Source organism: Solibacillus sp. FSL K6-1126, assembly GCF_038003445.1.
GTDB lineage: Bacteria > Bacillota > Bacilli > Bacillales_A > Planococcaceae > Solibacillus > Solibacillus silvestris.
The window spans coordinates 1769354-1789266 of the sequence record NZ_JBBOPD010000001.1; the positions used below are offsets into that span (position 1 = coordinate 1769354).

Annotated in this window: 22 protein-coding genes and 1 pseudogene; 14 read left to right on the top strand and 9 right to left on the bottom strand. The window is 38.5% G+C overall.

Annotated features, from left to right (window positions below; all coding sequences use genetic code 11):
• Positions 1 to 115 precede the first annotated feature (115 nt).
• Positions 116 to 283 carry an aspartyl-phosphate phosphatase Spo0E family protein gene (locus MHH44_RS08580; protein WP_087617627.1) on the bottom strand — a complete coding sequence of 56 codons (168 nt, stop codon included), beginning with the start codon at positions 281 to 283 and terminating at the stop codon, positions 116 to 118.
• Positions 284 to 608: 325 nt separating this feature from the next.
• On the opposite strand from MHH44_RS08580, the gene MHH44_RS08585 reads away from it, so the two are divergent.
• From MHH44_RS08585 to MHH44_RS08610, 6 genes are all read left to right on the top strand, one after another.
• On the top strand, positions 609 to 1043 hold the full coding sequence (locus MHH44_RS08585; protein ID WP_008406646.1) for a BrxA/BrxB family bacilliredoxin: 435 nt from the start codon (positions 609 to 611) through the stop codon (positions 1041 to 1043).
• Positions 1031 to 1819 carry a class I SAM-dependent methyltransferase gene (locus tag MHH44_RS08590; RefSeq protein ID WP_340798302.1) on the top strand — a complete coding sequence of 263 codons (789 nt, stop codon included), beginning with the start codon at positions 1031 to 1033 and terminating at the stop codon, positions 1817 to 1819. The genes MHH44_RS08585 and MHH44_RS08590 overlap by 13 nt, the downstream gene beginning before the upstream one ends.
• Positions 1820 to 1919: 100 nt before the next feature.
• Positions 1920 to 2246, top strand: a complete 327-nt coding sequence (locus MHH44_RS08595; RefSeq protein ID WP_008406650.1) for a metal-sensitive transcriptional regulator — start codon at positions 1920 to 1922, stop codon at positions 2244 to 2246.
• Between the two features lie 13 nt (positions 2247 to 2259).
• A complete protein-coding gene (gene copZ / locus MHH44_RS08600) occupies positions 2260 to 2469 on the top strand; it encodes a copper chaperone CopZ (protein WP_340798303.1) in 210 nt (69 codons plus the stop codon).
• Positions 2470 to 2561: 92 nt separating this feature from the next.
• Positions 2562 to 4955: a heavy metal translocating P-type ATPase gene (locus tag MHH44_RS08605; RefSeq protein WP_340798304.1), complete on the top strand. Its 2394-nt coding sequence runs from the start codon at positions 2562 to 2564 to the stop codon at positions 4953 to 4955.
• Between the two features lie 256 nt (positions 4956 to 5211).
• Positions 5212 to 6207, top strand: a complete 996-nt coding sequence (locus MHH44_RS08610; protein WP_340798305.1) for an NAD(P)/FAD-dependent oxidoreductase — start codon at positions 5212 to 5214, stop codon at positions 6205 to 6207.
• A gap of 214 nt (positions 6208 to 6421) precedes the next feature.
• Here MHH44_RS08610 and MHH44_RS08615 read toward each other — a convergent pair whose 3' ends face one another.
• From MHH44_RS08615 to MHH44_RS08630, 4 genes are all read right to left on the bottom strand, one after another.
• On the bottom strand, positions 6422 to 7801 hold the full coding sequence (locus tag MHH44_RS08615; RefSeq protein ID WP_340798306.1) for a sensor histidine kinase: 1380 nt from the start codon (positions 7799 to 7801) through the stop codon (positions 6422 to 6424).
• On the bottom strand, positions 7798 to 8478 hold the full coding sequence (locus MHH44_RS08620) for a response regulator transcription factor (protein ID WP_340798307.1): 681 nt from the start codon (positions 8476 to 8478) through the stop codon (positions 7798 to 7800). Before MHH44_RS08620 ends, MHH44_RS08615 begins: the two co-directional genes overlap by 4 nt.
• A gap of 114 nt (positions 8479 to 8592) precedes the next feature.
• Positions 8593 to 9279, bottom strand: coding sequence for an ABC transporter ATP-binding protein (locus MHH44_RS08625; protein ID WP_008406662.1), 687 nt, complete (start codon positions 9277 to 9279; stop codon positions 8593 to 8595).
• 1 nt (position 9280) lies between these two features.
• Positions 9281 to 10315, bottom strand: a complete 1035-nt coding sequence (locus MHH44_RS08630; protein WP_340798308.1) for an ABC transporter permease — start codon at positions 10313 to 10315, stop codon at positions 9281 to 9283.
• Positions 10316 to 10607: 292 nt separating this feature from the next.
• Here MHH44_RS08630 and MHH44_RS08635 point away from each other — a divergent pair, with 292 nt between their 5' ends.
• The 4 genes and pseudogenes from MHH44_RS08635 to MHH44_RS08650 all read left to right on the top strand — a co-directional run bounded on the left by MHH44_RS08635 (position 10608) and on the right by MHH44_RS08650 (position 15602).
• Complete coding sequence (locus MHH44_RS08635; protein ID WP_340798309.1) at positions 10608 to 12215, top strand: spore germination protein; 1608 nt, start codon at positions 10608 to 10610, stop codon at positions 12213 to 12215.
• 11 nt (positions 12216 to 12226) lie between these two features.
• Positions 12227 to 13423 carry a Ger(x)C family spore germination protein gene (locus MHH44_RS08640; protein ID WP_340798310.1) on the top strand — a complete coding sequence of 399 codons (1197 nt, stop codon included), beginning with the start codon at positions 12227 to 12229 and terminating at the stop codon, positions 13421 to 13423.
• Positions 13424 to 13537: 114 nt separating this feature from the next.
• Positions 13538 to 14616, top strand: a pseudogene (locus MHH44_RS08645) (GerAB/ArcD/ProY family transporter).
• 179 nt (positions 14617 to 14795) lie between these two features.
• Positions 14796 to 15602: an aldo/keto reductase gene (locus tag MHH44_RS08650; protein WP_340798311.1), complete on the top strand. Its 807-nt coding sequence runs from the start codon at positions 14796 to 14798 to the stop codon at positions 15600 to 15602.
• A gap of 57 nt (positions 15603 to 15659) precedes the next feature.
• Here the strand turns inward: MHH44_RS08650 and MHH44_RS08655 are convergent, their stop codons facing one another.
• From MHH44_RS08655 to MHH44_RS08665, 3 genes are read right to left on the bottom strand one after another with little or no spacing between them, the layout of a single operon-like run.
• Positions 15660 to 15932 (bottom strand): hypothetical protein, encoded by a 273-nt coding sequence (locus tag MHH44_RS08655; RefSeq protein ID WP_340798312.1) that lies wholly within the window; start codon positions 15930 to 15932, stop codon positions 15660 to 15662.
• A gap of 13 nt (positions 15933 to 15945) precedes the next feature.
• The gene (locus MHH44_RS08660; RefSeq protein WP_340798313.1) at positions 15946 to 16563 is read right to left on the bottom strand and encodes a permease prefix domain 1-containing protein; all 618 of its coding nucleotides are present in this window, start codon (positions 16561 to 16563) and stop codon (positions 15946 to 15948) included.
• Positions 16550 to 16885, bottom strand: coding sequence for a PadR family transcriptional regulator (locus MHH44_RS08665; RefSeq protein WP_340734998.1), 336 nt, complete (start codon positions 16883 to 16885; stop codon positions 16550 to 16552). The genes MHH44_RS08660 and MHH44_RS08665 overlap by 14 nt, the downstream gene beginning before the upstream one ends.
• 295 nt (positions 16886 to 17180) lie before the next feature.
• Here MHH44_RS08665 and MHH44_RS08670 point away from each other — a divergent pair, with 295 nt between their 5' ends.
• Positions 17181 to 17576 (top strand): VOC family protein, encoded by a 396-nt coding sequence (locus tag MHH44_RS08670; protein ID WP_008406676.1) that lies wholly within the window; start codon positions 17181 to 17183, stop codon positions 17574 to 17576.
• Positions 17577 to 17659: 83 nt separating this feature from the next.
• On the opposite strand, the gene pgeF is transcribed toward MHH44_RS08670, so the two are convergent.
• Positions 17660 to 18421, bottom strand: a complete 762-nt coding sequence (gene pgeF, locus MHH44_RS08675) for a peptidoglycan editing factor PgeF (protein WP_340798314.1) — start codon at positions 18419 to 18421, stop codon at positions 17660 to 17662.
• Positions 18422 to 18509: 88 nt separating this feature from the next.
• Here pgeF and MHH44_RS08680 point away from each other — a divergent pair, with 88 nt between their 5' ends.
• From MHH44_RS08680 to MHH44_RS08690, 3 genes are read left to right on the top strand one after another with little or no spacing between them, the layout of a single operon-like run.
• Positions 18510 to 18938 (top strand): ATPase, encoded by a 429-nt coding sequence (locus tag MHH44_RS08680; RefSeq protein ID WP_340798315.1) that lies wholly within the window; start codon positions 18510 to 18512, stop codon positions 18936 to 18938.
• The gene (locus tag MHH44_RS08685) at positions 18922 to 19593 is read left to right on the top strand and encodes a DUF771 domain-containing protein (RefSeq protein ID WP_008406681.1); all 672 of its coding nucleotides are present in this window, start codon (positions 18922 to 18924) and stop codon (positions 19591 to 19593) included. The genes MHH44_RS08680 and MHH44_RS08685 overlap by 17 nt, the downstream gene beginning before the upstream one ends.
• A gap of 17 nt (positions 19594 to 19610) precedes the next feature.
• On the top strand, positions 19611 to 19913 hold the full coding sequence (locus MHH44_RS08690) for a DNA primase (RefSeq protein ID WP_340798316.1): 303 nt from the start codon (positions 19611 to 19613) through the stop codon (positions 19911 to 19913).

A 19913-nucleotide genomic window follows, 5' to 3' on the forward strand; every position in this document is an offset into this window, starting at 1 on the left:
GGTTATTATGAATAAAAACATGGATCATATAATACACACAGGCACATAGCCCATTGGCAGTCAATGAGCTATGTCCAGTTAATAATACGAAGTGAAGCATTATGTAATCCTTCTTTTATAAGGCGGCAATATCCGAATACTTATTAAGCAATTCATCCAATTCCTGACTGCAATTGACGACTTCCGGGTGAGTGAAACCTAAATCCCTTGCTTTTTTGTACATAATTTTTCTTTTTGTCTCAATTCTTAATTTTAGTACCTTTTTTAATAGTAAAAATTTCATCGATAAATTTCCTTTCAATAATAGTTGGTAGTTTTTAAACTTTTGTTAATATAAAATGACAACTGTTTAATCCTATCTTATTTTAAACAAGATAAATGTCGAAACATGTTAAAAATGGAAAATTCAATAATTTGTAAAAAACAAAAAATTAATGTTTAAATAGAAAGCTTTATATTTGACTAAACTTAAAATGTATGAATTTTAAGGAGAGACATCGGGAAGGATAAAATTCGCAAATCCCAGAAATCCAATTTTTGTACAACTGCTAACAACCTTGATATAATGAGCGTTGTGAATACATATAAACAGAAAGAGGTTATGAAAAATGACAAATGCTTATGATGAATACATGCGTCAGGTAACACAGCCAATGCGTACGGAACTTGAAAGCGCAGGCTTTACACAATTAACAACGGCAGATAGTGTCCATGAATTTATGGCTGAAACAAAAGGGACAGCTTTAGTTGTAATCAATTCTGTTTGCGGTTGTGCTGCAGGTTTGGCACGTCCGGCTGCCCGTGAAGCAGTTGCAGATGTGAAACCAGATCAGCTAGTAACTGTATTTGCCGGTCAAGATCCTGAAGCGACTGCAGCAATGCGCGGATACTTTGATGAAGTTCCGCCAAGCTCACCATCAATGGCAGTTTTAAAAGATGGTCAATTAGCTTATTTCATTCCACGTGATCAAATCGAAGGTCACCCAATGGAACAAATTCGTGATCATTTATCAGATGTGTTAAAACAAGTATGTGCCGAGTAACAATTGTCACTACTGCAGGTAGACCGGACGAGCAATCACTTCAATTAGCTGAATTCGCAAGTCAGGTGCTGCAGGCAAAAATTATTCCGCGCCAAAAACGTTCGGTTCGTAAGCTTTCCGAAGTGTACGATGCTAATGTCGTTGTTGCGGGAAAAAACCGTTTCGAATACTATGCGAAAGGTGCTGAGGCGCCTTTCTTTTTTCATCCAAACTCTGCCGCTTTTCGTTTGAAGCGTGTGGCTCGCGGTGAAGATGATCCATTGCTTACTGCTTGTGCACTTCGAAAAGGGGATACGTTTTTGGATTGCACTCTTGGCATCGGGGCCGATAGTTTATTGGCGACCTTTGCAGTTGGCGAGAAAGGGAAAGTAACTGGTTTGGAAGCGGACCAAAATGTCGCATTTATTGTGAAAACTGGGATGCAAAATTATGACACGACAGAACTTCCGTTAACTGCATGCATGCGAAATATCCAAGTTGTTCATACTACTGCTCTAGAATATTTAAAGAATCAAAAAGATGACAGCTTTGATGTTGTCTACATGGACCCGATGTTCGAGGAAATTATTGAAGAATCGACAAATTTTGAAGCGTTGCGTTATGCCGGAAAGCACTTAACGTTAACTGATGAATGGGTGGCTGAAGCAAAGCGTGTTGCGAAAAGCCGGGTGGTGTTAAAGGCCCATTATAAATCGGACTGGTTTGAAAAGTACCAGTTTCAGCGTGATGTGCGGTTAACAGCCAAGTTTCATTATGGTGTGTACGAAATAAAATAGCGTTGAAGTTCTTTTTACAAGGACTTCAGCGTTTTTCTTAACGCTTTACATACCCCTTGTAGGTATGGTAATGTAAAATTAAGTAAGGGGGATTGATTGAATGATTCATGAAAATGATGGATTATTGGAAACTCATGAAGTGAGCTGTCGTAAAAGTCATCATCCTGAACCGATAAAAAAAGATTTAACGACAAGATTAAATCGAATCGAAGGGCAAATTCGCGGAATCAAAGGCATGATTGATAAAGATGTGTATTGTGATGATGTGATTACACAATTATCCGCAACGCAATCGGCATTAAATAGTGTCGCGAAGATCTTGCTGGAAGGTCATTTAAAAGGCTGTGTCGTGGATCGTCTAAATGAAGGCGATACTGAAGTATTGGACGAGCTTGTCGTAACTATTCAAAAAATGATGAAAAAATAAGGAGTGTTCGAGTATGGTAAATGTAACGTTAAATGTGAATGGTATGTCTTGCGGTCATTGTGTGAAATCTGTAGAAACTAGTGTTGGCGCTTTAGCTGGTGTACAGGAAGTAAAAGTGGATCTTGCTGAGAAAAAAGTATCGGTTGCATATAACGAAGATGCCGTTACTGTTGAGCAGATCAAAGAAACAATTGATGAACAAGGTTATGACGTTGTTGAATGATTGAGGTTTACAAATGATTTAGGTTCTCTAATTTAGAGAACCTCTCTTTTTACAAAATTCCATACCCCCTTGAGGTATAAAGAGGTGAGAACATGACTAAAGAACTGACATTGCAAGTAACAGGTATGACGTGTGCGGCATGTTCGGCAAGAATTGAAAAAGGCCTGAACAAGATGGAAGGGGTCGAATCGGCGAATGTCAATTTAGCGGTTGAAAAAGCAATGATTCAATATGATGAAACGGTCATCAAAGCACAGGATATTGAGCAAAAGATCCAAGCGCTCGGTTATGATGTCGTAAAAGAGAAAGTCGACTTTACAATCGATGGAATGACGTGTGCGGCGTGTTCGGCAAGAATCGAAAAGGTACTCGGGAAAATGGACGGGATTGCTTCGGCGAATGTGAACTTGGCATTGGAAAAAGCGACGATAGAATTTAATCCGTCTCAAGTATCGATGTCCGATATTATTGCACGGATTGAAAAGATCGGTTATGGTGCACAGCCAGTCGTTGAGGGCGATCCGGTTGATCATAGGGAAAAGGCGATCCAACGGCAAACAATTAAATTTACCGCGGCGGCCATTTTATCATTGCCTTTGTTATGGACGATGGTTGCACATTTTTCGTTTACGAGTTTTTTATACGTGCCTGATATACTCATGAATCCTTGGGTACAGCTCGCATTAGCAACACCCGTTCAATTTATTATTGGGTGGCAGTTTTACGTAGGTGCATACAAATCATTACGCAGCGGTGCGGCAAACATGGATGTGCTCGTTGTGATGGGAACGAGTGCGGCCTATTTTTACAGTATTTATCAAATGCTCGCACATCCGAGCGGTCATATGCCACACTTGTATTTTGAAACGAGCGCGGTGCTCATTACGCTGATTTTATTAGGGAAACTGTTTGAAGCACGTGCAAAAGGCAAGTCTTCGCAGGCGATCAAACAATTGATGGGCATGCAGGCGAAATCAGCGCTTGTGATCCGTGATGGCGTTGAACAGGCGGTACCACTTGAAGAAGTGCGCATCAATGATATTGTCCGCGTCAAGCCGGGTGAAAAGATTCCAGTCGATGGGGAAGTCGTTTCCGGAACTTCTGCGGTGGATGAATCGATGCTGACAGGCGAAAGTCTGCCGGTAGAAAAAAATATAGGCGATTTCGTTTATGGTGCAACACTGAATAAAAATGGTGCACTGGAAATGAAGGCATTAAAGGTTGGCAGTGAAACAGCATTGTCGCAAATCATTAAAATCGTCGAGTCGGCACAAGGTTCCAAAGCACCGATTCAGCGTCTTGCCGATAAGATTTCTAATATATTTGTACCGATAGTAGTAGGAATTGCCGTTGTGACGTTCATGTTGTGGTGGCTGATCGGAGGAGAATTCATTCAGGCATTTGAGGCGACAATTGCAGTACTTGTCATCGCATGCCCATGTGCGCTTGGCTTGGCGACACCAACATCGATTATGGCGGGTTCAGGACGTGCGGCACAGTTTGGTATTTTATTTAAAGGCGGGGAACATCTTGAACAGACTGGTTTTGTCGATACTGTCGTTGTCGATAAAACAGGGACGGTTACAAACGGGAAACCGGTTTTGACAGATGTTGTATTGTTCAGTGATTTAGAAGAAAATAATGTCCTGCGCATTGTTGCTTCTGCAGAAAAACAGTCTGAGCACCCATTGGCAGAAGCAATTGTTGAAGGTGTATTAGAGCGCGGGATTAAGCTATCGGCTGTTTCAAGCTTCCAGGCACTACCAGGGCTTGGTATTGAAGCACAAGTGGATAATGTAGAAGTAGCTGTAGGTACGAGAAAACTGATGCGGGATCGACAAATTAGTATTGAAGAAACGATCGAACAGCAATTGATTTCATTGGAACAGCAAGGGAAAACGGCGATGCTAGTAGCAATTAACAACCAATTCGCTGCAATTATTGCCGTTGCAGATACGGTGAAAGAAACATCTGCTGAAGCGGTAAGACGTCTGCATGCACTTGGTCTGAAAGTGATTATGCTTACAGGTGATAATGAACGAACGGCAAAAGCGATTGCAGCAGAAGTGGGTGTTGATGAAGTCATTGCTGAAGTGCTGCCGGAACAAAAGGCACAGCAAATTGAAAACTTGAAGCAACACGGACGAAATGTTGCGATGGTTGGTGACGGGATCAATGACGCACCTGCCCTTGCGGTAGCTGATATTGGGATGGCAATCGGCACAGGAACGGATGTTGCGATGGAGGCGGCTGATATTACATTGATTCGCGGAGATTTGAACAGTATTGCCGATGCGATTTTAATGAGCCGTAAAACGATGACGAATATTAAACAAAACCTGTTTTGGGCGTTTGCCTACAATGTCATCGGTATTCCGATCGCTGCACTCGGTTTCCTCGCACCTTGGGTAGCAGGCGCAGCAATGGCATTCAGTTCCGTTTCGGTTGTGTTGAATGCATTGAGACTGCAGCGTGTAAAATTGTAAAAATACCGACTTCCTGAATAAAGAAGGCTATTCATTCATAAAAGGACTAAGAAGATTTACAGGATGATTGAGGGAATGACGATCCATTTTGAAGTTTAAATTTAATAAGAATATACCAACATAAATACACAGTATAGGTTTTGAAAATAATTATAGTGGAAACTTACAATCGAAGTGTAAAATGGAATTGAAAATAATAGACTTTAATCAATCCATCTTTATTAGAAATAAACCAATAATGATAGGAGCCATCAATATGAAGGAAGATTCAAAGGTATATGATGTCACGATTATCGGCGGAGGTCCTGCGGGGATGTTTACGGCATTCTACGGCGGCATGCGCCAGCTTGAAGTTAAACTGATTGAAAGTCTTCCCCAATTAGGTGGGCAGCTTGCTGCTCTTTATCCTGATAAATATATTTATGATATCGCAGGATTTCCGAAGGTGCGGGCGCAGGAACTTGTCAATAATCTGAAAGAACAAATGTCAGCGTTTGACCAAACAGTAGTAACTGGTCAAAGTGTCGAAACGATTAAAAAGTTGGATGACGGAACATTTAAGCTGACAACAAACGAAGAAATCCATTATTCAAAAACAATCATTATTACAGCAGGTCTTGGCGCATTCCAGCCAAGACAGTTGGAAGTTGAAGGAGCAGAATACTATGAGGGCAAAAATCTTCATTATTTCATCAGCGAAATAAATGATTTTAAGGGAAAGAATGTAGTTATTTTCGGCGGAGGAGACTCAGCTATTGACTGGTCGCTTATGCTTGAACCTATTGCTGACAAAGTTACAATTGTCCATAGACGAGATCAATTCCGAGCACATGAGTACAGTGTTGAAAATCTGTTCAAATCAAGTGTGGCGATCAAAACACCATATATGCCGGATGAGTTGTTTGGCGATGAAAACGGCATTAAACAAATTATCATCCGGAATGCAGAAGGGGATAAAGAAACACTTGAGGTTGATGACATAATTGTGAACTATGGATTTAAATCGTCATTAGGTCCAATCAAGGAGTGGGGATTAGAAATCGAGAAAAATTCCATTATTGTAAACTCTAAAATGGAAACAAATATCGAGGGAATCTATGCTGTTGGTGATGTATCAACTTACGATGGAAAAGTGAAGTTAATTGCAACTGGTTTCGGTGAAGCGCCGGTTGCCATTAGTGCGGCTCGGTTGTTTATTGATCCGTCAGCAAAAAAGCATCTACCACACAGCACCGATCTTTTCAATAAATAATATTTTTTTATCCGGTATGATTGGAATGTATAACAGGGAAGCGGGCTCACTATCAAATTCACATATGAATTGATAGTGAGCCCTTTAATTTTGAGTTTTGATTAGGCAGGTAATCGGTTGGATTGAAAGTGGTATTTCACCGGGCTCAAGCCAGCCGATTTTTTTCTGCCACTTGGCAATTGTAGTTGTCTGATACAATCTATTTTTACTGTTACTACCTGACAGGCAATTCTACGACAAAGCTCGTTCCTTGGGTTTCAATACTATTCACATGAATGATTCCACCATGTAATGTAACGATAGCGGCAACTATTGAAAGTCCCAGTCCTGTTCCATCAATTGAACGCGACCGTGCAGTATCTACTCGATAAAAGCGGTCAAAAATTCTTTCTTTCTCTTTATCATTCAAACCTATACCCGAATCTTCAAAGAATACCAACACCGATTTTCCTTGTTCTTTAATGGATATTTCAATAATGCCATTCGGTTTATTATATTTGATGGCATTAGTTAACAGATTGTCCCAGACCGCATTAAGTAAGGACGGATCCCCAGTAATTTCTACATCCGGTAATGTGAATCCGAGCGTTATACCTTTTTCTCCAATTTGCCACTGATTGCTCCGTATAAGTTCCTTAATTTGTTTTCCGATATTAACTGACTTTCTTTTCATAATATCCTCATCTCGGTCTAACGAAGCAAGAAGTAATAGCTGTCTTGTTAATGTAGACAGTCTTTTAATCTCTCCGTTGATGATCGAAATATAATTGCTTTTATCTTCCGGACTCATGGATTCGCTTTTCAAGAGGTTTGCATATCCTTTTATATTAGATAAAGGTGACTGGATATCATGAGAGATATTCGAAATAAACTCTTTCCTCATTTCATCCATCTGCTCCAGTTTACTGGCCATCCGTAAAAAACTAAGTGAAAGTTCACCTAATTCATCATGACGGGTAGTATCAAGATCGACATTGTAATTTCCGTTTGAGAGTGATTTTGTTGCAGATGTAAGTTTTGAAATTGGATGAACTAAATATTTAGTTATAAAAATGACCATTATGATACTCAGCATAATCGCCAAAGCCAGCAGCCATCCGAATAAAATATGCATTTCGTTAAACAGTAGCTTAATATCCGGTCTAATGAAAAGCGCATACTTTTTCCCGTTATGTGTCAATGGAACACCAATCGTATTTTTCAATTCGTTTGCAAAAAATCCTGTGACAAATGTCTCCCGTGGAAAATTTAGAATACCATGAAAAATATCACCGTTTATTACTTGTTCTTTGGTGGAATGAGACAATGTCTTTTCCCTAAAGGGTGCACCAAAATAAAATTCATTACCGGAATTGTCAACGAGGAAAATTTGATAACCAATTGACGAAATGTTTTCAAAATAATCTTTTAGATTTAAATCAGGTTGGTTCCCGGTAAATTCAGCAATGTTTAATGCAATTGTTGTGTTTTTCTGGTCATTAAATGGTTTTAATTTTTGCTGATAATACATATTCGAGATTAAAAAAGCTAATATTCCACTAAAAATCATAATTCCAATCGTGAACACAACAAACTTCACATAAAGAGATCTCATCTTCTGATTGCCTCCAATGAATAGCCAACCCCACGTACTGTTTTAATATGAAAATCATCTGTCAATTTAGAAAAACGTTCTCTTAATCGTTTTACATGAACATCTACTGTCCGTTCATCTCCTTCGTAATCGACACCCCATATATGTTCGATTAGGTGATCACGAGAAAATACTTGCATAGGATTTAAAGCAAGGAAATACAGGAGTTCGAATTCCTTTAAGGGTAAGAGAATCGTCCGGTCACCAATCTGAACCTCATAGCTTTTTTTATTAATAGTTGTACTTCCTAAACGAATAATCGATTCATCGGAATGCTTATCGTATCGACGCAGTAAGGCTTCAATTCTAAAATTTAATTCTTTTGGTTCAAACGGCTTGACTAGATAATCATCCGTACCAGATTTATATCCTATTTCTTTATCTTCAATTTGATTTTTGGCAGTTAAAAGGATAACGGGAATATCGTATTTTTTTCGAATCACCCTTGTTAGGGCATAACCATCCATAAAAGGCATCATTACATCCACTACTGCTAAATCACATACTTCTCGATTAAGAATCCCTAATGCTTCAGTCCCATCTTTTGCTTGGAAAACTTTGAAACCTGCTTCGGACAAGTGGATGTTTACAAGCTGTAATATATTGATATCGTCATCTACAATTAAAATTGTTGTCATTCTATTTTCTCCTGTTTTATAGAAATTTCGTCTATTTAATGAACTAACAAATGAACAGCCATACACGTCCAGGCTGTTCATTTATGTTCTGTCACATAATTCATCTATTAGAATCTACTTTTCACTTTGCAAAACCATTCCATCACTCATTTTAATCACATGGTCTACATATAAAAGCAATTCCTCATCATGGGTAACCATTAATGTAGCAATATTCAACGTTTTAGTTAAATCTTGAATTAACAGCATAACATCTCTGGACTTCCTTGAATCAAGACTGGCAGTTGGTTCATCTGCAAAGAGAACTTTCGGTTTATGGATGATTGCTCGGGCAATGGCGATCCGTTGTTTTTCTCCCCCCGATAAGGAAGAGGGGTAAGCATGCTTCCTATGATTCATTTCAACTAGTTGTAGAATGTTATTAACTTCTGCATGTTTTTCCTGTTTGCTTAAGTTTGATTCAGAAACATCCAGCATTAACATTAACTGCTCTTCAACTGTGAGAAAAGGAACAAGATGAGCAAATTGAAAGACAAAGCCAAATTTGCTAGCCCGAATTTTTCGAACCTGTTCAGAACTCATGGCAGTCATATTATTTCCATCGAATATAACTTGCCCATCAGATACAGGTTGTAATCCTGCAGCTATAGTAAGGAGCGTACTTTTACCAGAACCTGATGCACCTACTAATGCTGTTACCTCTCCCTCTTTAAGCGTAAGGTTGATTCCTTTTAGTATTTCTTCCTCTACTTCACCAGTAACAAATGTTTTCCTAACATCTTCTAGTGTGAATATTGTCATATTAAGCCTCTCCTTGTTGTATCGCATGTAATGGTTCGATTTTTTTGATTTGTATTCCAGAGAGTGTAGCTCCGATAAAACCGATTAGCAGGAAAACTATAGATAATTGGGCGGTTTTTTCAAATGTTAAATGAAAAGGCATTCCCTCAGGTGCAATCATATTAAATACTTGGCTGAAAGAAATGGACAATATAAGCGAAACGACCGTTATAAAGAGCATTTGTGACCACATGATTTTGAACAGCTTGCTTGTTTTCATACCGATTGCCTTTAAAATCCCATATAAACCGACTTTTTGAATATTCATCATGTAAAAAAAGATGGCAAATAACATTCCGCTAATTACAACTAAAAACCAAACAATCATATTTAATGACATCTGTTCTGCATTATAGCTTGGAATGGTATTGAGGAAATCCTTGTTCGTAAAGGATTGCAAGCCTGCGAATTGTTGTGAAGAATCTCCTCCCGGTATAAATATCAGTTGCATTTCCATAACCCGATACATTTCCTGGAAATTTTTAGTGTTTATAAATGCAACCGGGGCATGACTGAATTTCTTTTGGTCGACAAAACCCTTTACTTTAAATTCGCCACTGAATTGATTATTCGTTAACGTATCTCCGACCTTTATCCCTTTGTCCTCCATTGAGCGATCTAATATAATCTCCCCATCTTCCACCTTCTCAAATAGTTCTGAATCAGTGGATGTAACAAAGGCTACACTCTGTTGTTTGTCAGTTTTGTTCGTTAAGAAACCCATTTGAATTGAAAATGCCACAGCATCTTTTTCGTTGTTTATTATTTTATCCTGTATACTACTATCTATTTTTGACAGATTATAAGTTTCGTCTCCATCTTTATTCATATAAAATTGACCATTTGGTAAATCTTGAATTAAAGAAGCATTGTCTTGCGATAATCCATTTGCCAAACCAGATATTATAAATGTTAATAAACTAACGAGAAAAATAATGGAACCTAAAATTAAAAATCTCACTTTATTTTTCTTGATTTCTTTCCACGCAATATTCATTTTTACTTTCCTCCGATCTGTTCTTTACATCCATAGTTTATAAATTGAATATGAACGGGGGATGAACAGTAAATTACATTTCGGGTTCATTTGAACTGTTTTTAAATGGACGGTACGCAGTTATCGAGCACGAGAACATACTTTGGCTTCGTTTATAACCCCCTTGCTGTTGTATTATTCGTATAAAAAAAACCAATTCGTCCATACTTTAATATAGACTTGATTTATATAAATACCATAAATTACCAAATGGTAATATGGATAGTTGAATGAAGAAGAGGAGAGGGATACGATGTGGTTTAAGAAAAAGGAAAAATTTCGTGAAGTTAGTTCCTCTCCCGCTACTCAGATTCAGGAAGTGGATGACATTGAAAATGATCTGATAAAAACAAATCTTCAACAGAACTTACAATTTATAAAAGATGCTCTTGGAACCAGTTCGGATATTGTTATTCGCGAAATTCTAATTGGTAAAGAAGGAACGATAAAAGCAGGTATTATATATACGGACGGATTAACCGATACAGCTTCTTTACAAAACTTTATACTTGAAACGCTGATGCTGGATATAAAGGAAATTGAATTACTGGGAAAGACTCTTCCTCAGAAAAATCTTATCACCGTATTAAAAGATGTCGCCATGACAGTAGGGGATATTAAAGAAATAGCAGACTTTGATGTACTATTTACGGACCTTTTGTCAGGGGATACGATTATTTTAATCGATGGCTATAATCATGGCTTAACTATTTCCAACAGGCAATGGGTCGAGCGTGGGGTAACGGAACCAGTGGCCCAGACAGTAGTTAGGGGTCCGCGTGAAGGTTTTACCGAAAATTTACGTGTCAATACAGCGCTAATCCGTAGGAAAATTAAAGATCCTAACTTTTGGATTGAGTCAAAGAAGATTGGTTCACGAACGAAAACAAATGTTGCCATAGCCTATATCAACGGCATTGCAAATGACGAAATAGTAAAAGAAGTCAATTTACGTTTGGATCGAATAATGATCGATGGAATTCTGGAAAGCGGAAATATCGAGGAATTAATTCAGGATACGCCATATACACCTTTTCCTACTGTCTTTAATACAGAAAGACCGGATGTAGTAGCAGCTGCACTACTTGAGGGGCGCATAGCGATCATTGTAGATGGAACACCCTTTGTGCTGATTGTTCCAGCATTATTCATACAGTTTTTTCAATCTCCGGAAGACTACTATGTTCGGACGCTTATAGGGAGTCTTGTTCGGCTCCTACGTTTTTTATCATTTACAATTACATTGCTGGCACCTGCATTATTTATTGCAATCACGACGTTTCATCAAACGATGCTACCACCTGCACTCCTTATCAGTCTTGCAGCTCAGCGAGAAGGTGTTCCGTTTCCGGCATTTGTTGAGGCACTAATAATGGAAATAACGTTTGAAATATTACGCGAAGCTGGTGTTAGGATGCCTCGTGCGATTGGTTCAGCAATGTCCATTGTTGGGGCATTTGTTATAGGTACAGCGGCTGTGGAAGCAGGAATAATTTCAGCCATGATGGTAATCATCGTTTCAATTACGGCCATATCCAGTTTTGTTTCACCTTCTTACGATATGGCGATTGCTACAAGGATACTCCGCTTTGCATTTATGGCTTTAGCAGCATCATTTGGTCTCTATGGAATTACTATTGGATTAATCGCTCTAATTTTACATTTATGCAGTTTACGCTCGTTTGGGATACCTTATATGTCACCGGTTGCACCATTTAATGTTTCCGATCAAAAGGATACGTTTATTGTATTTCCGCTCTGGAGCTTGTTGACTCGACCCCATCTAATCAGTCAAAAAAATAGAGTTAGGCAACAAAATCCATCCTCTGCAAAGCCAGCACCACCAAAAAATAAGGAATGAAAGGGACTTAAATGTTGAAAAAGTACATGATTATTCTCATAATCCTTAATTTCATTCTTACGGGGTGCTGGGATAAGAGGGAGTTAAACGAGCTCGCAATTACACTGGCATTGGGTATTGATAAAGTGGAGGGTGAAGATGAATACGAGGTAACCGCACAAGTAGTAGTACCTTCTGCCGTTTCCATGAAAGACGGGACAGGGGGTGCAACAGTCACACTTTTTACAGAGAATGGGGAAACAGTTTATGAAGCACTTCGTAGAATGACAAAAGTCTCGCCTAGGAAAATATATCCCGGACACCTTCAAATGCTGATCATTGGTGAAGAATTGGCTAAGGAAGGAATAGGTGAATCTTTGGATTTACTCGCTAGGGATTGGGAACTTCGACCTGACTTCTATGTTGTTGTTGCTAAGGATGTAACCGCCAGAGAAATTCTGAATGTCACAACAGATTTGGAAAGCATACCTGCCAGTAAGATGTTTGCAGGTCTAAAAGTATCGGAAAAGGCTTGGGCAGGTACGACTGGTGTTACTTTAGATGAATTGATAGTCAATCTTATAAGTGACGGAAAAGAAGCTGTATTAACGGGGATTCAGTTGACAGGCAATAAACAAATAGGATCCACTCAACAGAATATAGAATCCATTTCTAAGCCTGCTCAAATCCAATATGATAATTTAGCCGTATTTAAAGAAGATCGGCTGATGGGCTGGTTAACTGAACAAGATAGTAGGGGGTATAGCGGTATAACCAATACAGTTAAATCAACCGTAACATCAATATCTTGTCCTAACGAAGGGAAATCTACCATTGAAGTGACTAACTTCCATTCTAAAGTCGAGGGAAATATAGTCCATGGAAAACCCGAAGTAAATATCCATACGAAAGCCGAGGGGAAGGTAGGCGAAGTTAGATGTAAAATTGATTTAAAGAATCCGGAAACCATACAGGAGCTTGAGAAAAATTATGAAAAAGAAGCGACAAGAATAATAAATGAGACAATCGATGTGCTACAAGAAGAATACCAATCAGACATATTTGGATTTGGTGAAGCTATCCATCGCGCCAACCCGGAAGAGTGGAATAAGATAAAAGAAAATTGGGACGAGGAATTTTCTGACTTAACAGTGAACGTTAAAGTAGATATGAAAATTCGCCTTACAGGGACGGTGAATAGTTCATTTTTAGAAAAGCTTAAGGACTAATCGCCATGTAAAAATAAAAGGAGTGCTTGAAAAAGAGTTGTTTGTTCAAAAGATCCCTCAGTGGAAGGCGGGTAAGGCATGATGCAGGATATTAAAATAAATCCATATCAATTTATGGTTTTAGTCGTGTTGTTTTCAGTTGGTACAAGTATCTTAATTGTTCCGTCATTTTTAGCTTCCGCAACAAAACAAGATGCTTGGATTGTTGCAACCCTCGGCACAGCAATTGGATTAATCGTAATATGGTTATTCTGCTTAATCGCACAATGGTTTCCGAACCTCACTTTTGTTCAAATGATGGAAAAGGTTCTGGGGCGCTGGCTAGGGAAAGCTGCCTCACTTTTATTTGTGTTCATGTCTTTTATCTATACCGCAATCCTACTATTTTATTCAGGGACCTTTTTGAACACTCATTTAATGCCAAATACGCCAATGGTCGCGCTAAATATCCTATTGGCAATTATTATTGTGATGGGCGTCCGATTAGGATTAGAAACAATTGCACGTTCTGCAGAAGTATTAATTCTTTTTTGCTTAATATTTTTTCTTTTTTAGTATTTTTCATTTCTCCGCAAGTAAATTTGGATAACTTGCAACCAGTATTTGAAGCCGAACCTAAAAAAATTGTACAAACATCCTTATCTTTTATAGAAGTAACTTCGGTCAATGCTATAGTGTTATTAATGATTTTTCCTGCCTTTATCAACACAGGTCTTAAAGCTAAAAAATTCTTTTTGATCGGGAACTTATTAGGTGGAATTGTCATTATTATTTTTACATTTTTATGTGTAGCAGTATTAGGGGCTTATAATACTGGAATAGAGCTGTATCCTGGCTATGTATTGGCCAAAAGAATTAATGTCGGTGAATTTATACAACGGATTGAGGCATTAATGGGCACACTTTGGATTATCGCACTTTATTATAAGGCTACCATTTATTTTTATGTTACTGTTTTAGGATTTTCGCAAATATTCAATTTAAAGGATTACCGCCCGTTAACGATCCCTTTTGGAATCATTGCGGTAGTCATTTCGATTGTAATTTTCCCGGATGTCATTTACCAGCAGCGGTGGAATACTACAATAGGTTTAATATTCTCCTATACAATTGGTATAGTCTTACCTCTTTTACTGATAGTAGTGTATGCCATCCGAAGAAAGCAATTAAGGAAAGTAACTGAAGAACCTTAAGTGGGAGAATTGATGCAGGCACATCACCAACAATTGAGCGCGCTTCCGACAGGGAACAGTGCTCCTTTTTATTTGAGTACGATTTATGTCTACCGGATCGATTTCTGAAGATTCTATATTTTGTTATGATATACTTAATCAGTAAAATAATTTAAGTATAAAAGGGGAGTACCAAAAATATGGAATACATCACACTTAATAATGGAATAAAAATGCCGATTGTTGGTACAGGTACAAATACGTATGGTAAAGAAAATAAGGACTATAACGGAGTATTAACAAATGAAATTCCTGAGCTCGTAACAGCACTTGAGTTAGGATATCGATTAATAGATGCTGCGATTAGTTATAGAAACGAAGAGCTTGTAGGGGGAATATTAGCAGAAAGTTCAGTACCGAGAGAAGAGTTGTTCATTACAACGAAAATACCGGCGAGAGAAGAATATGTTTCTTCAAAGGAGTCGACTCGAGCAGCAATCGATAACAGTCTAAAAAATTTCCAAACAGACTATTTGGACCTGCTTCTGATTCATGCACCAATCGAGGACAAGGAACAGCTTAAAAACACTTGGGAAGTTTTTGAAGAATATTACGAAGCAGGAAAACTGAAAGCAATTGGCGTTTCAAACTTTAGAAAAAATCATCTGGATGAATTGAAAGAATTCGCGAAAGTGAAGCCAGCCGTTAATCAAATACAAATCAACTTAAAAGAAAAGAACGAAGACCTTCTTGCTTTATTACAAGACGAGGGCATTACACCTGTTGCATGGGGACCGATGAAAACTGAAGCGCATCAACAAGAAGTATTGGATGAAATCGGTAAAGCCTATGATAAATCGGGTGCACAAGTTTTATTGAAATACCAAATCCAGCGCGGTGTTGTCGTTATTCCGAAATCACACAACCGTTTGAATCAGGCAGCAAATTTGGATCTATTTGATTTCGAATTAACTGCAGCAGATGTCGAAAAAATTGAAAACCTGTAATAAGTCACTACCATTTTAATCATACCAAACAAGCGTCTCCTATTTTGGAGACGCTTGTTAAATATCTACCTTTGTTAACAGGCCACTTACCAAAATACAAGCCCCAATGAAAAACATGGCAATAAACAATATGACCATCACGCCCATTCCTGCAAAGCCTTCCCCGGCAAAAATTGCGAAACAAATACCAATTAGCCAAGAAACAAACGGGTTTAACACAATCATGACCAGGATACCCCATACAATCCGATTTCTTCTTTTAGATTGATTTTTTGTTAACACCCGGCCAGTTGCTGCGACAATAACTATGATTAATAATGCGACTCCCAAGGCCTTTTACCTCCTAATTTTTTTCGCCTATACTATACGTATATAATTGGCGCCCTACAACGTAAAAGATTACATATAGTGGAATTAACAGTTCATCGTGAAGTAACCAGTCCTCTAATGTATTCGGCTGGAATTGCCAAAAGACAATCATTTCATAGACGAATGTCGGTACGATAAAAATCGTGGCCACATTCAGCCATTTTGTTTTGTAGGCCTTTTTCGCTTCGTTGTATAATAGCTCCCATATTCCGAAAACGACTGTACAGATAAAAAGCAGCGTCAAAACTACATCGGTGGAAATAGGTGAGTCGTTACGTGGCTCCAGCCATTTTGTAATAAAGTGGGAGCTCAAACATAGTGTAAACGTCGTAAATATAATCGCCGCACAAAAGCGGATCCATTTATAATGCGGAAACAATACTTTCTTCATTTCTCTTTCAATGTGATTCGCTTCACCGAACGACTTTATAGCGAGTTGAATGGCTTGTTGTTCTGAATAGCCAACCATTCGTAATTCATCGATATGTTCCAAAATATGATTTTCAAATTCTTCTTTCATCAATGCCCGTTCATCATCATGGATTGGCAAATTCGCTATAATTTTTTCAACATATTGTTTAACGACTTCCATACAATCCACCTGCCGTTCGTTTGATTAAACGGGTCAACTGCTCCCAGCTTGATAACTTTTGCTTTAATTGTTCGCGTCCAATATCCGTAATGGCATAGTATTTCCGGCGTTTTCCGGAAGTTTCATCTTGCCAGTAACTCGTCACAAAACGATGCTGTTCTAAACGCTTTAATGCTGGATATAACGTTCCTTCATTCATCGAATAGGCTTCATCGCTTAAAACGCGAAGCTGCTTTGTCATTTCATAGCCGTATCGATCCTGTTCTGCCAATAGTGATAAAAGTAAAATATCGATACTCCCTTTCATCATTTCTTTCTCCATTTTTTACAATCACCGCCTTTAAATACATATTAATCCAATGTACATCGTATTACAATGTATAAATGAAAACCTGTTCGACGAATGATTCCATTCTGTCAGTATGAATAATATAAAATGGTTATTTATGTTAAGGTATAGAGAATAAAATAATTAAGAGAGTGAATACCCAGCTGCAATAGAGAGTGTAAAAATGAAGTATGATCAGAAATTCTTGTTATTACAAAAACTATACAAAAACGTACCTCATCTAAAATATCGATTAGGATTATTTGGTAGATAGGAAGGAAGGATTACATTGTCAAAAGGGCTTATTCATCATATCGAATTATATGTTTCAGATTTAAAAACTTCCATTAACTTTTGGGGATGGTTGTTAGAAGAATTGGGATATGAATCTTATCAATCGTGGGAAAGTGGACAGAGTTGGAAAATCGGAGAGACCTATATCGTTTTCGTGCAAGCAGAAGAACGGTTTATGGATATTCCTTATCATAGATGCCGGGTAGGTCTAAATCATTTGGCTTTCCATGCAAGTTCGCGTCAACAAGTAGATGAGATGACAAGAAAGTTAGCAAGTAAAGGTGTTAATATCCTTTATACTGATAAACATCCCTATGCAGGAGGGGAAAATTATTACGCTGTTTTTTTTGAAGATCCGGATAGAATCAAGGTTGAACTTGTAGCACCATGATTATGCCGCCGGTTTTAGACTCATGAAAAAAGGAATACCTACTGAATGTTAGGTATTCCTTTTCTCACACTAATTAACGAAATCTATTCTTTTCGCATAATAAAGCTCAAGTGCCTGCCGGTTGAGCGGTCTTGGCGATGGGAGAATCCGTCCTCATCCAAAAATGTGCACATTCGGTCAATCGATATGTTTTCTTCAGGCACACCTGCAAGCATGCACTGTGTTTTCACGGTCAACTGGTTGTCGATATGGAATTTGCTCGTTTCTTCATTCCAGTACATAAATTCGTCCGCATAGCCGAGTGCTTTGAATTTTTCCTGGACATCGGCATCCACTTCGAATTTCTCTTGGCTGATTGCTGGCCCGATCATTACTTTTAAATCACGTAAATCGCAATTTTCCTCTTGTTGTAAATGTTGAAGCAACTTTAATGTAATTTCTTTAATCGTCCCTTGCCATCCAGAGTGCACAGCCCCGATGACATTTGTTTTTTCATTATAAAATAAGACCGGTACACAATCTGCGGTAAAGCTTGAGATCACAACGTTCGGTTCGTACGTATACAATGCGTCGGTATCATGAACAGCAGTTGTATTGTCGGTTGCTCCTTTGCCGATTTCCGATTTTTCCACACGAAAGAAGTTGGCACTATGTGTTTGATTGGCGCATACAAACTCTGATAATTTGGTTTGCAGCAGTGAGGCAAGCTGTTGGCGGTTTTCGATAATATCAGCTTCGTTTTTGCAAACATGGAGTGCCATATTGTTGTCCTCGGCTAATGCTGGATCTTTTAATGTAATGCCTAGTACGCGTTTTTCATTATTTTCATAAAATTTTACCTTCATTTTATCACCCCCTGTACTATACCCGTAAATGCAAATTTTGTATAGGCAAATAGTGTTTGGTATAATGATTGGAAATAGGGGGAATGTGATGAAGAGTTGGCAAATCATTTTAACCGGTTTTTTACCTTATGTCATGGCGGTCATGGTTTTTATTGCATTTTCATTGCCTTATATAAATGAATCGATCACATTTGGTACGGCCATGTCCATCATTATTTATGTTTTGCCGATTTATTTTTTTGTCGTGATTCCCTGGTATTATGTGCTGTACTTCATGCGTAAAAATTACAGCAAACGGGCACTTTACTTAACAAGCTTTATTTTTTGTATTCTGCAGCCAATCGTATTCGGATACTTTATGAAAGCACCGGTCGGCAGCGCGTATTTTTTATTTTTTGTATCACCACCGTTTATAGTTGGCATAATGGTTAGTACATTGTGTATTAACTGGTTTTATAAAGAAGATTTGAAGCAGACGACAAATGGAAGGGGAGAGCCGATTGGAATTGACGATTGAATGGCAATATATCACAAAGGCTAAGCAGGAAATTACATGGCGAAGTGAGGCAATTCCTGCAGCGCATGCCTATACGCTCGTACTGGATATGGAAAACACGGGCCGTACAAAAAATATTGTGATGACAGATGAACATGACAGTACATGGACTTTAAAAGAGCTAAAAAAATATTTGAAATCTCTCGAAACAGAACCTACCGAAGTGGAAGTCTATTTTGATGGCGGTTTTAATAGAGAAGAAAAGCTGGCCGGTTTAGGGATAGTCGTCTATTATAAACAGAACGGAAAAAACTATCGCTTGCGGACGAATCAGCTGGCGGAGTATTTAACATCAAACAATGAAGCGGAATATGCGGCACTGAATCTTGCTGTAGAGCAGCTTGAGGAGATGGGCGTGCATCACCAAAAAATAAAGATTTACGGTGATTCGCAAGTCGTCATTAATGAAATGAACGGCGAATGGGGCGTAACGGATAGTGTTCTGTCAACGTGGGCAGATAAAATCGATGCGAAGCTTCAGAAGCTTGGCATTCGTCCGGAATATCAACATATTGACCGCAAACTAAACGGTGAAGCAGATCAGCTCGCGAATCAGGCACTACTGGAAGTTGAAATCTACGCGGATATTGATATACGAAAGAGTAAGAAAAGATAATTGAAGGGGGATCATTCATGATACGTTCTGTTGGCACAGGGAGTTCAAGTTTAAATAACCAGACACGTCCCCGAAATTTACAGCAACAAACAACAGCTTTCCCGAAAATCGGGGAAGAACAAGGTGTCACACGAGAGCAGGAAAAACTGCGTACAGGTGAGCCCGAAAAAGGGCCGATGATGGTCGGTGTCAAACCGAAAACACAGCTGAAATCCATTTTTGATGAGCCAAATGGAGTCGTGAAGCTAAATGCGGACGGCGATAAATTGGAAGTTAGCAAGCGTGCAATTTCACTCGCAAAAGAAGTGCTCTATATTTAA

Excerpts from the sequence above, each read along its gene's own strand:
- MHH44_RS08585 (WP_008406646.1), top strand. The coding sequence starts at position 609 with ATGACAAATGCTTATGATGAATACATGCGTCAGGTAACACAGCCAATG.
- MHH44_RS08615 (WP_340798306.1), bottom strand. The coding sequence starts at position 7,801 with ATGAGATCTCTTTATGTGAAGTTTGTTGTGTTCACGATTGGAATTATG.
- MHH44_RS08620 (WP_340798307.1), bottom strand. The coding sequence starts at position 8,478 with ATGACAACAATTTTAATTGTAGATGACGATATCAATATATTACAGCTT.
- MHH44_RS08650 (WP_340798311.1), top strand. The coding sequence starts at position 14,796 with ATGGAATACATCACACTTAATAATGGAATAAAAATGCCGATTGTTGGT.
- MHH44_RS08595 (WP_008406650.1), top strand. The coding sequence starts at position 1,920 with ATGATTCATGAAAATGATGGATTATTGGAAACTCATGAAGTGAGCTGT.
- MHH44_RS08625 (WP_008406662.1), bottom strand. The coding sequence starts at position 9,279 with ATGACAATATTCACACTAGAAGATGTTAGGAAAACATTTGTTACTGGT.
- MHH44_RS08660 (WP_340798313.1), bottom strand. The coding sequence starts at position 16,563 with ATGGAAGTCGTTAAACAATATGTTGAAAAAATTATAGCGAATTTGCCA.
- pgeF (WP_340798314.1), bottom strand. The coding sequence starts at position 18,421 with ATGAAGGTAAAATTTTATGAAAATAATGAAAAACGCGTACTAGGCATT.
- copZ (WP_340798303.1), top strand. The coding sequence starts at position 2,260 with ATGGTAAATGTAACGTTAAATGTGAATGGTATGTCTTGCGGTCATTGT.
- MHH44_RS08690 (WP_340798316.1), top strand. The coding sequence starts at position 19,611 with ATGATACGTTCTGTTGGCACAGGGAGTTCAAGTTTAAATAACCAGACA.
- MHH44_RS08580 (WP_087617627.1), bottom strand. The coding sequence starts at position 283 with ATGAAATTTTTACTATTAAAAAAGGTACTAAAATTAAGAATTGAGACA.
- MHH44_RS08640 (WP_340798310.1), top strand. The coding sequence starts at position 12,227 with ATGTTGAAAAAGTACATGATTATTCTCATAATCCTTAATTTCATTCTT.
- MHH44_RS08605 (WP_340798304.1), top strand. The coding sequence starts at position 2,562 with ATGACTAAAGAACTGACATTGCAAGTAACAGGTATGACGTGTGCGGCA.
- MHH44_RS08665 (WP_340734998.1), bottom strand. The coding sequence starts at position 16,885 with ATGGAGAAAGAAATGATGAAAGGGAGTATCGATATTTTACTTTTATCA.
- MHH44_RS08635 (WP_340798309.1), top strand. The coding sequence starts at position 10,608 with ATGTGGTTTAAGAAAAAGGAAAAATTTCGTGAAGTTAGTTCCTCTCCC.
- MHH44_RS08680 (WP_340798315.1), top strand. The coding sequence starts at position 18,510 with ATGAAGAGTTGGCAAATCATTTTAACCGGTTTTTTACCTTATGTCATG.
- MHH44_RS08590 (WP_340798302.1), top strand. The coding sequence starts at position 1,031 with ATGTGCCGAGTAACAATTGTCACTACTGCAGGTAGACCGGACGAGCAA.
- MHH44_RS08610 (WP_340798305.1), top strand. The coding sequence starts at position 5,212 with ATGAAGGAAGATTCAAAGGTATATGATGTCACGATTATCGGCGGAGGT.
- MHH44_RS08630 (WP_340798308.1), bottom strand. The coding sequence starts at position 10,315 with ATGAATATTGCGTGGAAAGAAATCAAGAAAAATAAAGTGAGATTTTTA.